This is a genomic window from Brevibacillus sp. FSL K6-2834 (genome assembly GCF_038592925.1).
GTDB classification, from domain to species: Bacteria; Bacillota; Bacilli; order Brevibacillales; family Brevibacillaceae; genus Brevibacillus; species Brevibacillus borstelensis.
In genome coordinates, this window is record NZ_CP151945.1 from 2,619,990 (window position 1) to 2,635,005 (window position 15,016).

A 15,016-nucleotide genomic window follows, 5' to 3' on the forward strand; every position below is an offset into this window, starting at 1 on the left:
GAAACCAGTTTATGGAATTTGGCTGTTGCACTTGCAACAAGCTTGCAACAAAAATCGATGGTATGAAACAGCGATGAAACATTACGGCCGATATCCGGCCAATAATTGACGGAATATTTGAAACATACTGATTTGGCATGAGCCTTGCAAGAAGTTCGTGTAACAAAACTTCATTGCAAAGGAGTCGCTTTCATGAAACATTACTCGGCTGCGGTCATTCCAGGAGACGGAATTGGACCTGAAGTAATGGAGGTAGGATTGTCGCTGCTGCAATCCATCGCTGACATTCATGGCGGCATCTCGTTTCAAACGGAATCTTTTCCGTGGAATTGCCAGTACTATCGGGAGCACGGCCGGATGATGCCTGAGGATGGCTTGCAGAGATTGCGGCCGTTTGACGTGATCCTGCTGGGAGCGATCGGGGCACCGGGCGTACCCGACCATATTTCTGTCTGGGAGCTGATCCTGCCGATACGCCGGAGCTTTCAACAGTACGTCAATCTTCGCCCGATCAAGCTGCTGCGCGGTTTGGAAAGCCCGCTGCGCTACAAGCAGCACGACGATCTGGATTTTGTCGTAGTCAGGGAAAATACGGAAGGCGAATATTCGAACATGGGAGGACGTCTCCATGTCGGTACAGCGTATGAACTGGCAGTGCAAAACAACGTCTTTACCCGCTACGGGATCGAGAGGATCGTCCGCTTTTCGTTTGAGCTTGCCAAAGCGTCCGGAAAGACGAGGCTCACGGCGGCCACCAAATCAAATGGAATCAATCACTCCATGCCGTTTTGGGATGAGATCGTCAAAGAGATCAGCAGCGACTATCCGGATATCGAAACCCAGCTAACGCATATTGATGCCCTGTCTGCGTTTTTTGTCAGCAGGCCTGAATCCTTTGATGTCGTAGTCGCCAGCAATCTGTTCGGCGATATACTGACAGACCTGGGGGCAGCGGTAGTCGGCGGATTGGGGCTGGCACCTTCCGGCAATATCAATCCGGAAAAGCAGTATCCGTCCATGTTTGAACCGATTCACGGGTCTGCGCCTGACATCGCCGGAAAAGGCATCGCCAATCCGATCGCGACGCTGTGGAGCATCAGCATGATGCTTGATCACCTGGGAGAGCGGGAGCTGGGCAAACTGGTGCTGGACAGCATCGAGGATGTCCTGATCGCCGGAGAGGTCCGAACCCCGGACATTGGGGGGAAGGCCACCACGAGAGAGCTTGGCGACGCGATCCGTGAACAATTGTACAGAAGGGGAGGATGACAGATGGAAGGGACGACAGCTCAAGTGCAGCATTATCGTTTGTATATCAACGGCGAGTGGATCGAGACAGAGGAGAGCATTCCCGTCACCCATAAGTACACCGGCAAGGTGATCGCCACGATTGCGAAAGCGGGCAAGCAGCACGTGGAGGATGCCGTCACCCACGCGCTGCAGACGTTCCGTACCAGTACGCTGACACCTTCCGAACGCAGCGATATATTGCTCGCGGCAAGTCAGATCGCCGAGAAGAGAAGGGAAGAGCTGGAGCTTTCCCTCGTCTGGGAGGTCGGAAAAACGAGAAAGGACGCCCGTGGGGAGCTGGATCGGGTCATCAACACGCTCCGTCTGTCGTCTGAAGAAGTCAAACGGCTTTCCGGCGAGATGGTCCCGCTGGCTGCCACACCGGGTTCAGAAAATCGGCTGGGCTTCGCCATTCGCGTACCCAAAGGCGTGATCGGCGCCATTACTCCCTTCAACTATCCGCTGCTGCTCAGTACACACAAGGTAGCACCCGCACTAGCAGGGGGCAATACCGTTGTCCTGAAGCCGGCCACTTCAACCCCGATCTCTGCCTTTTTGCTGGTGGAAATTCTGGAGCAAGCGGGCCTGCCAAAGGGACACGTCAATATCGTAACAGGCTCAGGCAGCCAGGTAGGCGACTGGATGCTCGACGATCCCCGGATCGCCATGTACACCTTTACCGGCTCGGCTGAGGTCGGCACGTATATCAAGCAGCGCAGCGGATTGCGCCCAGTCTCTCTGGAGCTGGGAAACAATTCGCCCAACATCGTCCACGAAGATGCCGATCTTGAGCTGGCGGCAAGACAGATCGCTCAGCGCAGTTTTCACAATGCGGGGCAGGCATGTATCGCGGTGCAGCGCATATTTGTAGCAGAAGCGATCCGCGAAGCGTTTACGCAAAAATTCCTGGAAGAGGTGCGGGCCCTGCGCGTCGGCGATCCAGAGGACGCCGAAACAGACGTCGGCCCGATGATCAGCGAGGCGGAAGCGATTCGGGCCGAGAGCTGGGTAAAGGAAGCTGTCGAGCAGGGCGCAGAGCTTTTGCACGGCGGAGTTCGGGAAGGCTCGCTCGTTTATCCGACTGTCCTGACGAGAACGAGGCCAGAGATGAAAGTAAACTGTCTGGAGGTGTTCGCACCCGTGGTCACAATCATTCCCTACCAGACGATCGAGGAAGCGTTTGCTGCAGCCAACGATTCTTCGTACGGCTTGCAGGCGGGCATTTTCACGAATGATCTCAATTTGGCGATGCGGGCGGCCAAGGTGCTGGAGTACGGCGGCGTCATTATCAATGATGTTTCCACGTACCGCAACGATGTAATGCCCTACGGGGGAATCAAAAACAGCGGTCTTGGCAAGGAAGGGCCCCATTACGCCATCGAAGAGATGACCGATCTGAAGATGGTCGTCATGAATCTGAAGCCGTAAAGGAGGGGAGCAGATGTTGCTGAAAGGAAAAACGGCATTTGTCACCGGCGGCGGATCGGGGATGGGAAAGGCGATATGCCGGCTTTTTGCAAAAGAGGGAGCACAGGTAGCGGTCGTCGACTTGAACGGAGAATCTGCCGGGGCTACAGCCGGTGAATGCGGTCCTCTGGCTCTGGCTCTTCAGACAAACGCAGCCGATGCCGGTTCAGTTGAGTCCGCCGTTAACCGAACGGTGGAACAATTCGGTTCTCTCGATATTGTCGTCAACTGCGCTGGCGTTCCGATGGCGTTCACGCCGATTGAGGAAGTATCGGAGGAACAGTGGCAGCGGACAATGGATGTAAACGTAAAATCGATCTATCTCACGTCAAAGTACGCTGTGCCTAGAATGAAGCAGCAGGGGAGCGGTTCTATTCTGAATATTTGCTCGATTGCGGGGGTACGCGCTCGTCCGGGACTGAATGCGTACTGTGCTTCCAAAGGGGCGGCGATCATGCTGACGAAAGCATTGGCGATCGAGCTTGCGCCTTATCGGATTCGCGTGAACGGGATCAACCCGGGGCCTGCCGAGACTCCCATGCTGAGCAAATTTATGCACGGCGATGCGGAACAGATCGAGAAGGATACGAAGGATATCTTTTTGAGCAGCGTTCCTCTGGGCGCATTGATTCAACCGGACGACATTGCACAGGCGGCTCTCTATTTATGCAGTGATCTGGCCAAAATCGTTACCGGCGAGATCGTCAACATCGATGGAGGACGCGGAATCTAACGGGTAAAGGAGGGGACGGCGTGTCGAAGGAAGCAATCATTCGTGTACAGAACGTCTCGTTTTCCTATCAAATGAATCAGGAACAGGCCATCCCTGTATTGCATGGCGTCTCTTTTGAGGTGTATTCGGGGGAGTATTTGGCGATCATCGGCCATAACGGGTCGGGCAAATCCACGATTTCCAAGCATTTGAACGGCATTTTGACACCGAGTGAGGGAGATGTCTGGGTACACGGGATCAATACGCGGGAAAAAGCACGCATTCACGAGATTCGCAGCCGGGTCGGAATGGTTTTTCAGCACCCTGACAACCAGATCGTCGCGACGATTGTGGAGGATGATGTGGCGTTCGGCCTGGAAAATATCGGCGTCGCTCCGACTGAGATGAAGGAACGGGTTGATTTTGCTCTGGAAGCGGTTGGGATGAGTGCGTTTCGACACCGCCCTCCCCATCATTTGTCAGGGGGCCAGAAGCAGCGGGTGGCCATTGCCGGCATATTGGCGATGAAGCCGCAGTGCCTCGTCATGGATGAGGCGACGAGCATGCTCGACAGCTACGGAAGACAGGAAATTCTGGGGGTTGTCCGCAAGCTGCACAGGCAAGGAATGACGATCGTAACGGTTACTCACCATATGTCAGAGGTAGCGGAAGCGGATCGAGTGCTCGTCATGGAGGGCGGGCAGATCGTGATGGAAGGCACTCCCCGTGAGGTATTCGCCCATCAGGAGCGGCTGCAGGAGCTTCATCTGGACGTCCCGGATGCCAGCAGAATCGCCCATCTGGTCCATAGGCAGCATCCCGCTTTTTCCTCTTCGCTCATCCACAACCATGAGATCGTCGAGGAAGTAAAGCGGTTGCACATCAGAACGGCGGAGGCGAGCGGATCTTGAAACAGCCCATCCTGGTTACCGAACATCTGTCACATGTGTACATGCAGGGAACGCCGATGGAACACCGGGCTCTGGATGACGTCAGCATTCAGATTGATCGAGGGGAATGCATCGCGATCATCGGGCATACCGGGTCCGGCAAATCGACATTGATTCAGCACTTCAACGCTTTGATGCGTCCTCAGTCAGGGTCGGTGATCATAAACGGCATGAACGTCTCCGATCCAAAACTGGACGTAAAAGCTCTGCGCAGGCAAGTCGGACTCGTCTTTCAAAATCCGGAAGACCAAATTTTCGAAAAGCTGGTCGGCGACGATGTTGCCTACGGTCCGTTTAAAATGGGGCTGCCGATCGAAGAGGTCCGGCGGCGCGTCGAGTGGGCGATGGAGCTGGTAGGCCTCTCTTTTGAAGAGATGAAAGACCGCCCGACCTTTGCCCTCAGCGGCGGTCAGAAGAGAAAGGTCGCTTTGGCTGGCGTACTGTCTCTCCAGCCCAAAATACTCGTGCTGGATGAACCGACTGCAGGCTTGGACCCGCGTTCCCGAAATGAGCTGCTGGAGAGGATCAAACGGCTGAACACAGAGGAGCGCCTTACGGTTATTTTTGTTTCCCACAATATGGAGGAAGTGGCCCATCTGGCGGATCGTGTCTATGTGATGGCAAATGGGCGAGCGGTCTGCGAAGGCACCCCGCGGTCTATTTTCAGCAATCAGGAGCTTCTCCACACGCATCATATCGGGACACCCGAGAGTGTCGATATTTTGTATCGGCTTCGTGCAGAAGGCTATCAGGTCGACCCGGGAGCATACTCGGTGGACGAGGCAGCAGACCAGATCGCCCATCTGATCGGGCGATGAGAGGAGGGGAGCAGGATGTCAGCAGAATTCGAACTGACGCGCAATATAACGATCGGCCAGTACCTTCCCACGGGTTCAGTCATCCATCGTCTCGATCCCAGATACAAAGTGACAGCGTTTGTCATCATGATCTTGGCGATCGCGGTGTGCAATACGTATCTCGGCAACCTGTTTGCGCTTGCGGTTTGCCTGGTCATGTTTCGGCTTTCCCATATTCCGCTTCACTACGGGATCTCCGGGGTCAAGCCAGCGGTGCCATTCATCATTATTCTGGCGATCATGCAGCTGCTGTTTTACGGTGAAATAGCCCGTGGCGGGACCATTTACTTCCAATACGGCTTTGTCACCATATCCAGCGAGGTCATCCGGCTGGTCGTCGTTTCCGCGATGCGCTTTGTGGAAGTCATTTTTCTGTCCAGCGTGCTTACACTGAGCACCTCGACGACTGAGCTGACCCATGGGATGGAGCGGCTTTTGGGGCCGCTGGAGAAGGTGAAATTCCCCGTGCATGCGTTCGCTTTGATCATCACCATCGCGATCCGCTTCGTCCCTACCTTTGCGATGGAAATGGAAAAGATGATGAAAGCGCAAGCCTCCAGAGGAGCCGATTTTGGCACAGGCGAGTGGTGGAGGATCGTGAAACGGACAAAAGATATGTTTCCGATTATCATCCCGCTCTTTAACGTTGCTCTTTCCCGGGCAGAAGACCTGATTCTCGCTATGGAAGCGCGTTGCTATACGCCTGGTGCCGCTCGTACTCGCTATGCCCATTACCGAGCGACACCAAAGGACTTTGCGGCGGTCGGGATCTGTATGATTCTCGCTATTGTCATGCTCATCATTCCGTGGTGAGGAACAAATCGGGCTGGCCCGTCTTCTGCGGGTAAAGTGCGCGGGGGATCGGGTTTCGGTCTGCTGCGACGGGAGTCCTCCCTACCGGGGAATCCAATAAAAAAGCGAACGAAGGAGGAGAAAGCATGGAAAAAGGGTTGACGGTGCGAAAGATTGTCATCGCTGGTGTGCTCGGAGCCATCGCAATTCTGCTCGGAGTCACCCGTCTCGGCTTTATCCCTGTGCCCACGGCAGCCGGGAATGCGACGATCCTGCACATTCCGGCGATTATCGGCGGAATCATGGAGGGCTGGGGCGTTGGTCTCATCATTGGCCTTATTTTTGGTGTCTCTTCATTTTTAAACGCAACTGTCCCTCTGTTCAAAGATCCGCTGGTAGCGATACTGCCTCGCCTGTTCATCGGCGTGGTCGCGTACTTCACCTACGTGGGCTTGCGGCAATTCAACCAGTATGCAGCGATTGGCGTCGCCGGCTTTGTCGGTTCCATGACCAATACGATCCTCGTCCTGGTCATGGCGGTCATCCGCGGCTACATGCCGGCGGGGGTGGCAGCGACTGTCGCCGTGACCAGCGGGATTCCAGAGGCCATTGTTTCCGTTATCGTGACATTGGCCGTCGTAGTTGCATGGAAAAAGATTGGCTCCTCGGGCAAGCAGAAGTCAAAAATTTCTGGAGATTGATGAACGGAACGATTACAGATGTCCCCGGCATTCTCGTCGGGCACGCGGAAGATACCGAAGCATTGACAGGCTGCACGGTTATTTTGGCAGAACGTCCTGCCGTTTGCGGGGTGGATGTCCGGGGCTCAGCTCCGGGCACCCGCGAAACCGATTTGCTTGACCCGATTAACCTCGTAAACAGCGTGCATGCGATTTGTCTGTCAGGAGGAAGCGCCTACGGTCTGGATGCGGCAAGCGGTGTGATGCAGTACCTGGAGGAGAAGGGAGTGGGACTGGACACAGGCTTTGGGCTTGTGCCGATTGTCCCTGCGGCCGTCTTGTTTGATCTCTCTGTCGGAAACCCGCGGATCAGGCCAACACGGGAGATGGGATATTTGGCTGCTTCTCGGGCGAGCCGGCAGCTTGTCCCGGAAGGAAACGTCGGTGCTGGAACAGGGGCCACTGTCGGCAAGCTGAATGGCTTTGCCCATGCGATGAAAAGCGGAATCGGCTCTGCTTCTCGCAAATATCCAGGGGGACTTTTGATCGGTGCGATAGTCGCTGTAAATGCAGTTGGCCATGTCCAAGAGCCGGATACAGGACGTATTCTGGCCGGACCTCGGGATGAGGACGGAACGATTCTGAGCAGCCTCGATGTCATGCAGAAACAAGCTTTTTCCCTCATACCCCCGGGCACGAATACGACGATCGGGGTCGTCGCCAGCAATGCCATCCTTACGAAAGCGGAAGCAAACAAAATCGCGCAAATGGCACATGACGGGCTGGCCCGCACCATTTGTCCCATCCACACCATGTACGACGGGGATACGCTGTTCGCGATGGGGACCGGTCAAATAGAAGCATCTGCAGATGTGATCGGAGCTCTTTCGGCCGAGATACTGGCTGAGGCAGTCATTCGTGCTGTCAGAGCGGCAAAGCCTGCAGGCGGACTGCCTTCATGCGATTCGATCAAAAGCTAACATCGGAAAGGGGCGTAATCATGATGAATCAAGTCATATCGAGTGTCGATGAAAAAGAAGTGGTGCGCTTGACACAGGATTTGATCCGCATCCCCAGCGTCTATCGACCCGGGCAGGCAGATGGCAATGAAGAGCGGGTCGCCCAGTTTGTGGCTGATTATTTGCGGCAGATGGGACTTCAGGTTTTTTATGAGGAAGTGGTGCCGGGACGGCCCAATGTCATTGCCTTTTATGACTCCGGCCGTCCGGGCAAAACGCTCCTCTTTGAAGCTCACACGGATGTCGTTACCGAAGGAGACCGCGATGCCTGGAGCTATGATCCGTTTGGGGGCCATATTTCGGGCAACCGCATCTACGGCCGGGGCTCATGTGACACAAAAGGCAATCTGGCGGCGGCCATTTGCGCCGTAAAGGCCATCCAGCGATCGGAGCTGCCGTTTTACGGAAAAATCCTGCTCTGCATTCCTTGTGACGAAGAAGGAATGATGATCGGCATCAAGGATTTCATTCGCAGGGGATGGGCCAAGGGCGTAGATGCCGCGATCATTTGCGAGCCGGAGGAAAATCAGTTGTGCATTACCCAGAAGGGCGCCATGCGAGCGATCCTCCGTACCTATGGGAAAATGGCTCACGGTGCTATGCCGCTGACTGGCATCAATCCGAACACGCGGATGGCAAGAGCCATCGTGGCTCTGGAGGAGCTGGAAAGAAAGGAAATGGCTCGGTTGGGAAATCATCCAATGTTAGGATGGCCCAGCATCACGCCGACGATTCTGCAGGCTCCCGTCAGGGGAGAAGCGCAGATCAACGTCGTCCCGGACCAATGCATGACGACACTGGATATCCGTACCGTCCCGGGACAGGACCATCAAGCCCTGCGGCAGGAAATGAATCAAATACTGGAGCAGCTTGCCCGTGAGGACGACCGCTTCAAAGCGACGTTGGAGGTCATCGAAGAAAGGCCATGGACGCTGACTCCGATGGATGCCGAGGTCGTGACAGCGGTCAGCGAGGCATATCGGGAGCTAACGCGAAAGGAGCCGGTGTACAACGGCGTTCCCGGCGCGACCGATGGCACCTTTCTGCACCAGGCGGGAATTCCGATCCTGACTACCGGTGCTGGGGATCGCCACATCCCGCATCATGCCGATGAATACGTGGATATTGATCAGCTGGTCGAATCGACACAGTTATTCGCCTTGTCCGCGCTAATGTTTCTAAAACAGCCCGTCAATGCGTGAATGGCGATACAGCGGGACACGAACCTTGCTTCTTTTCAAGAGCAAGGTTTTCTTGCGACTGCAGAAGGAGCGGATCGAAAAAATATATTGGTAAAACTTGCTCTCTCCATAAGATTTTTTTTACAATAGAAAGAAGGCTGACCAAGATAAAGGGGGCACGTCCGCATGGATATGCGTTGGAATCTGGACGTATTGTATACGTCTTTCGAAGCACCTGAATTAAAACAAGACTGGGAGAAGCTTTCTGCGGCCATCGAAGAGCTGCAGAAATGGGCAAAGCAAAACCTGCAATCGCAGGCCGACGCAGTCGAGAAAATGGAAGCGTACATAACCAAGCTGACCTCAATCCTGCAGACACAGTCCCGTCTTTACGGCTTCGCCGAGCTGACGGCAAGCGTAGATGCGAAAAATGAAAAGGCGTTGCAGCTCGTGGAACGGATTCAGGATCAAGCTGTCGAGCTCGTGGAGCCTGGCGTTCTCTTTCAAAAGTGGCTGGGTGGACTCGAACAGTTGGATATGTTGATCGCGAAATCACCTCTGCTTGAAACCCATCGTTATTTCCTTACTGAAACGGCAGAGAAGAGCAAATATTTGCTAAGTGAAAAAGAAGAAATCATTCTGGCCAAAATGAAAAACACAGGCTCCAATGCCTGGGCAAAACTGCAGGAGATGCTCACCTCTACCCTTTTGGTCGAGATTACGGTCGATGGCGAACAAAAACAGCTACCTCTGCCAGTCGTCCGCAATATGGCCTTTGAAAAAGATCCGGAGCTGCGGAAAAAGGCTTACGAGGCGGAGCTTGCCGCTTATAAAAAAATTGAGGAATCATCCGCTGCCAGCTTGAACGGAATCAAAGGAGAAGTGATCACCATAACCAAGCTGCGCGGCTATGAGTCTGCGCTGGATAAGACGCTGCAGGACTCCCGCATGGACAAAGAAACGCTGGATGCGATGCTGACGGCGATGCGCGAAAGTTTGCCTGCGTTTCACAAATACTATCGGGCAAAAGCCAAGCTGCTGGGGCATGAAAACGGACTTCCGTTTTATGATATGTTCGCGCCGGTAGGAGAAGCTGACATGCGATTTACGTATCAGGAAGCGCGCGACTTCATCGTCAAGCATTTTGGCAGTTTCAGCGAAAAGCTGGCACAGTACGCGGCGAGGGCCTTTGACAACCGCTGGATTGATGCAGAGACAAGAGAAGGAAAGCGCGGCGGAGCATTCTGCTACAACCTTCACGTCGTCAAAGAGAGCCGTATCATGTCCAATTTTACGGGAAGCTACAACGACGTCAGCACGCTCGCCCATGAGCTGGGCCACGGCTATCACGGGGAATGTCTCGTTGGCGAGGCCTTCCTCAACAGTGATTATCCGATGCCGATTGCAGAGACGGCATCCATCTTCTGCGAAACGATTATCGCCAAGGCCGCATTGGAACAGGCATCCGAGGAAGAAGCATTTGCGATCCTGGAAAACGACCTTTCCGGAGCAGGTCAGGTCATCGTCGACATTTACAGCCGGTACCTGTTTGAGTCCGAACTGTTTAAACGGCGCGAGGACGGTTCCCTCTCTGTAAACGAGCTGAAGGCAATAATGCTTCAAGCGCAAAAAGACGCTTATGGGGACGGGTTGGACCACGAAGTGCTGCATCCGTATATGTGGGTGTGCAAGCCTCACTATTACTATGGCGACTACAATTTCTACAACTTCCCATACGCATTCGGCCTCTTGTTTGCGAAAGGGCTGTACGCCGAGTATCGCAAGCGCGGGCAGTCGTTCGTCCAACAGTACGACGAGCTTTTGGCCGTTACCGGCAAAAAGAAAATCGCGGATGTGGCAGCGATCATGGATGTCGATGTGCGTTCCGTTGATTTTTGGCGCGGTTCGCTGCAATTGATTGCCGAGGATATTGACCACTTTGTCAGCCTGGCTGCATCCCGGCGTTAAATATGTACGATAGACAAAGAAGAGCCTGATGGATCGGGTTCTTCTTTTTTTGTATAGGGTTGGCGCTGTCAGGAGAGCATAAGAGAAGCAACGGGAATCATCAAAGAATTGGCGACGAGGTGATACTGTGTTGAACGGATTGCAGTTGTTGGACATGTTACGGGAAACGGAAAACAAAATGCTGCATTTACATAGAGCAATCGACCGAGTAAGCAGCGAACCGGACTTTAAAGAGACGGTCAGTGTGTTGACGGTTGTAGTGCGCGATTATCAGATGCAGCTGGACAAAATGAAGCATGCGCTGCGCAACATTGAAATCAGCCATCAACAAAATCAAAACGGACAGCATGAAAACACGCAGCACTAGATATGAAATGCCTTCCAATCGGATATGGGAGGCATTTTTTTTTGGGAGCAACCTACCATTTTTTTGAAGGGATCAGGACCCATTTTTTCATCCGCTGGTATGGAAAGCTGTGCGTTTTTTCCGAACTCTTCTGATCATGTTGCAGGACTCTCCACATAAAAAACGTGGGAAGATGGGTACAAATATGCCGTTTGATTACATTTTCATGACAAAGGTCAGCAAAAGGAAGCAGGTACCCAGTGACTATGGTCGGTGGCGATATTCTTGCTTATAATGACCGACAAGCGTGTCTGACAATAACAGGAATGGAGCAATCGAAATGGGGAAGACAGTGATTCGCAAACGGATCGGGTGGCTCTTTCTCACGGTTTTTGCGGGCTTGTTATGCGCGTACTTTATTTATGGGAATCCGACCCTCGCCCGTGTCGAAACATTGAAAACAGAGGAAGGCTACAGCCTGAAATTCCGTACGAACCAAGATCAGTTTCAGGTGTACGAGAAAGGAACATGGAAGCCTTACTTTGTAAAAGGGATCAATATGGGAGCATCGCTGCCCGGTCATTACCCGGGAGAGCTGCCGATCCAGAAAGCAGATTACCTTCGTTGGTTCGGAATGATACACGAACTGGGTGTGAAGGCGGTCCGTATTTACACGATCCATCAGCCTGTCTTTTATGAAGCGCTTGTCGAATTTAATCAAAAGCATGCGGAAGACCCCCTCTATTTGATCCAGGGGATCTGGTCTCCCGAAGAAGCGCTGATTGAAAAAAAAGACGCGTTTTTGCCGGAAATACGCAAGGAGTTTCGCGATGAAATCGAAGCGGCTGTTGGTGCTGTATACGGAGATGCGACGATACCAGAGCGAAAGGGGAAGGCGAGCGGGACCTATACAGCGAATGCGGGTCAGTATCTATTGGCCTGGCATATCGGAACAGAGTGGGACCCTGAAATGGTAAAGAACACCAACCGGATTCGAAAGGAAGAGCCGCGCTATCAAGGAAAGCATTTTCAAGCGACAGAGAAAGCAGCTCCCTTTGAATACTGGCTGGCAGAAATGCTCGACTATACAGCCGAACTTGAATCCAGACACGGCTGGCAGCATCCGGTAACCTTCACCAATTGGGTGACGACAGATCCGCTGGAGCATCCGGGAGAGCCGATGATTCACGAAGACATGGTAAGTGTTGATCCGACACATATCGAGTCCGTAGGGTGGGAAGCCGGGTATTTCGCAGCCTATCATGTCTATCCGTACTATCCTGATCTCTTCCGGTACGATGACACTTTGAAAAATGTTCGCAATGAAAAAGGAGAGATCGATACATACAAAGCGTATCTGCGAAAGCTGAAGGCACATCATCCGAATATACCGGTGATGGTAACCGAGTTTGGCGTCCCCTCTTCAGTGGGAGTCGCACATCTGGGAACACTTGGCCGAGACCAAGGCGGACATGATGAACGAGAGCAGGGCCGGATCAATGGAGAGCTGCTGCACGAAATATCCGCAGAAGGATATTCGGGAGCGATCTTGTTTACGTGGCAGGATGAATGGTTTAAACGGACGTGGAATACGATGCGCTTTGAGATCCCGGAAGACAGCCGCGCCTATTGGAAAAATGAACTGACGAATGAATCGTTCTTTGGCTTATTGGCAATGGATGCCGGGTTGGAGAATGTGATCAAGATCGACGGGAACCCGGACGATTGGGACAAGCTGAAGGAAGGAGAAAAGGCAAAGCTGAATGGAGGTTTGGACGGCGTTCAGGAGATATGGGCTGCACATGATGAAGCATATGTCTACTTTCTGATCCATCTTGAGCAGGCGCTGCAGCCGGAGCGCGAAAGCTTGGTCATCGGAATCGATACGCTGCCGGGCGGCAACAGAAAAACAGCAGAGCTGCCAGGACTGCATCTGGATGAAGGGTTGGAAGCTTTCATCCGTTTGGGGACAGCCGAAGAAAGCGAGGTCAAAATCGCATCGAACTACGACTTTCACAAACGGCTGTACGGGAAGCGCTACGGCATGATTCCGTACACAGACGCTGAGCGAAAAGACGATTCGGGTTTGTTTGCAGTGTGGAAGTTAGCCGTCGGACTGGAAATGAGTCCGCCTGATACGAAAGGAACGCATCCTTTCGAGGATGTTGCCGTCGGCCAGATGAAGCGGGGAACCAACGTCCCGGGAAAAGAAGGGTACAGTTCGCTCGCAAACTGGGAGGCGAGTGGCGAATGGGTGGAAGTTCGTGTCCCCTGGATGCTGCTCGGATATACCGATCCCAGCACCAAGCAGGTGATGAGTTACGAGGATAAGGGGAAAACCTTGACTTCGACGAAATCTGCCGGTATCCGCGCGATTGCGATGCGCCAGGACAAAACAAGCGGAAAGATTCAGGGGCTTTCAGCGGAGCAGATGATCAAGCTGACCGACATCGGGCGCTATACATGGTCCGAATGGAGCTTGCCCCGGTACTCGGAACGGAAGAAAGAGAGCTTTTCCATCTATCAGAAAGCCTTGCAATCGATTCCTACTTACCGCTAGCAAGAGGAAGGAGAGTTGGCAGAGGGATGTTTCAGCATTTGCAAGCAGCGTATTTGTTTCTGATCGTTTCATCGGCGTTGATCGTTGCAGGGATCATTGTACTGCTTTGCCTGAAATACAGACATTTGTACGTGACCCGGGAAAAGCAGCGATTGGCAGCAAAGCACCAGGACTATATTGCCTATGTCCTTTCCCATTTGGATGAGAAACAGCCGTTGGAAGTGCCTGCCGTTCCACTGGGAAAACGGGATTTGCAGGTTCTGGAGGAAAAACTGATTGAAATCGCCGAGCGCGTAAAAGGCAAGCACCGCGAGCAACTGACAGCGCTTTTTGAAAAGCTGGGACTGCCCGAGCTGGAATTGGGACGCTTGAAACAGCTTCCCGGACCGATGCGGACCGATGCTGCATACAAGCTGGGAGCGATGGGATATGAGAAAGCGACACCGGCGCTGTTTTCCATCCTTGAGGCAGAGAGTGACGAGGCTGGCCGGTACATCATCGCAAGGGCCATCGCCCGTTGTACCCGGAGTGTCTCCGACCTGCGCGTGATGGTGGAGAAAATGGTGGAGTCTTCTCCGGACTCTCCACGGCTGCTGGCGGAGGTGCTGGGGGATTCGCCGCTTGATGTTTTGCCTTTGCTGCGCGAGTGGATAAACAGCGGTGACTCCCGTTTGGCGCTTGTCGCAATGGCGGGCTTGCCGGCAGCGAATCTCGATGATCCGCTGGTTGACAGCCTCTGGAAGCTGCTCGAGGCGGAGGAGAAAGAGGTGAGGATCCAGGCAGTCCGACTGATTGTATCAGGTGAAAGAGTTTCAGCCGATCAGATCAACGTGCTCATGGCAAGCCCTGACTGGGAAGTTCGTGCGATTGTAGCGAAAGCGATGGGGGCTTGGCGGGAAGCGGATGATATCCCCGTCCTCCAGCAGGCGATGGATGATCAGAGTTGGTGGGTGAAATACCATGCCGCTCGCAGCCTGGTCAAAATGGGAGCGGAAGGCTTCCAAGCGTTGTGCGAAGTCGCTTCCCGAACCCCCCATAAGGAAACAGCAGATCTGGCGATGCAGCAGCTTCAGGAAGCCCTGCATGAGGATAGGACTGCAGGGCAAGGAATGCCCGGCTCTTATGAACGGGATCACAAGCTGACGATCTATCACTCCTATTTCAATCGCCAAAAGGAGCGAGCCATCTGATGAT

Annotated in this window: 13 protein-coding genes; all 13 read left to right on the forward strand. The window is 53.6% G+C overall.

Annotation, left to right across the window (positions count from 1 at the left end):
• The first annotated feature begins 192 nt into the window (after positions 1 to 192).
• A complete protein-coding gene (locus NST96_RS12980; protein WP_342406493.1) occupies positions 193 to 1,269 on the forward strand; it encodes a tartrate dehydrogenase in 1,077 nt (358 codons plus the stop codon).
• Positions 1,270 to 1,272: 3 nt separating this feature from the next.
• Positions 1,273 to 2,718, forward strand: a complete 1,446-nt coding sequence (locus NST96_RS12985) for an aldehyde dehydrogenase family protein (protein WP_031933286.1) — start codon at positions 1,273 to 1,275, stop codon at positions 2,716 to 2,718.
• A 13-nt stretch (positions 2,719 to 2,731) separates the two neighbouring features.
• Positions 2,732 to 3,490, forward strand: a complete 759-nt coding sequence (locus NST96_RS12990; RefSeq protein WP_031933287.1) for an SDR family oxidoreductase — start codon at positions 2,732 to 2,734, stop codon at positions 3,488 to 3,490.
• A 20-nt stretch (positions 3,491 to 3,510) separates the two neighbouring features.
• The gene (locus tag NST96_RS12995; protein ID WP_003386970.1) at positions 3,511 to 4,380 is read left to right on the forward strand and encodes an energy-coupling factor transporter ATPase; all 870 of its coding nucleotides are present in this window, start codon (positions 3,511 to 3,513) and stop codon (positions 4,378 to 4,380) included.
• Positions 4,377 to 5,237, forward strand: a complete 861-nt coding sequence (locus NST96_RS13000; RefSeq protein WP_342406494.1) for an energy-coupling factor transporter ATPase — start codon at positions 4,377 to 4,379, stop codon at positions 5,235 to 5,237. The genes NST96_RS12995 and NST96_RS13000 overlap by 4 nt, the downstream gene beginning before the upstream one ends.
• A 15-nt stretch (positions 5,238 to 5,252) precedes the next feature.
• The gene (locus tag NST96_RS13005; protein ID WP_003386968.1) at positions 5,253 to 6,089 is read left to right on the forward strand and encodes an energy-coupling factor transporter transmembrane component T; all 837 of its coding nucleotides are present in this window, start codon (positions 5,253 to 5,255) and stop codon (positions 6,087 to 6,089) included.
• A 125-nt stretch (positions 6,090 to 6,214) separates the two neighbouring features.
• Positions 6,215 to 6,769: an ECF transporter S component gene (locus NST96_RS13010; RefSeq protein ID WP_342406495.1), complete on the forward strand. Its 555-nt coding sequence runs from the start codon at positions 6,215 to 6,217 to the stop codon at positions 6,767 to 6,769.
• Positions 6,769 to 7,728: a P1 family peptidase gene (locus NST96_RS13015; RefSeq protein ID WP_024985044.1), complete on the forward strand. Its 960-nt coding sequence runs from the start codon at positions 6,769 to 6,771 to the stop codon at positions 7,726 to 7,728. The genes NST96_RS13010 and NST96_RS13015 overlap by 1 nt, the downstream gene beginning before the upstream one ends.
• Positions 7,729 to 7,751: 23 nt before the next feature.
• A complete protein-coding gene (locus NST96_RS13020) occupies positions 7,752 to 8,969 on the forward strand; it encodes a M20 family metallopeptidase (RefSeq protein ID WP_035989219.1) in 1,218 nt (405 codons plus the stop codon).
• 165 nt (positions 8,970 to 9,134) lie between these two features.
• Positions 9,135 to 10,916: a M3 family oligoendopeptidase gene (locus NST96_RS13025; RefSeq protein ID WP_031933293.1), complete on the forward strand. Its 1,782-nt coding sequence runs from the start codon at positions 9,135 to 9,137 to the stop codon at positions 10,914 to 10,916.
• 127 nt (positions 10,917 to 11,043) lie between these two features.
• Positions 11,044 to 11,283 carry a hypothetical protein gene (locus NST96_RS13030; RefSeq protein WP_003386963.1) on the forward strand — a complete coding sequence of 80 codons (240 nt, stop codon included), beginning with the start codon at positions 11,044 to 11,046 and terminating at the stop codon, positions 11,281 to 11,283.
• A gap of 319 nt (positions 11,284 to 11,602) precedes the next feature.
• Positions 11,603 to 13,822, forward strand: a complete 2,220-nt coding sequence (locus NST96_RS13035; protein ID WP_243014011.1) for a hypothetical protein — start codon at positions 11,603 to 11,605, stop codon at positions 13,820 to 13,822.
• Between the two features lie 26 nt (positions 13,823 to 13,848).
• Positions 13,849 to 15,012 carry a HEAT repeat domain-containing protein gene (locus NST96_RS13040; RefSeq protein WP_024985046.1) on the forward strand — a complete coding sequence of 388 codons (1,164 nt, stop codon included), beginning with the start codon at positions 13,849 to 13,851 and terminating at the stop codon, positions 15,010 to 15,012.
• The last annotated feature ends 4 nt before the right edge of the window (positions 15,013 to 15,016 follow it).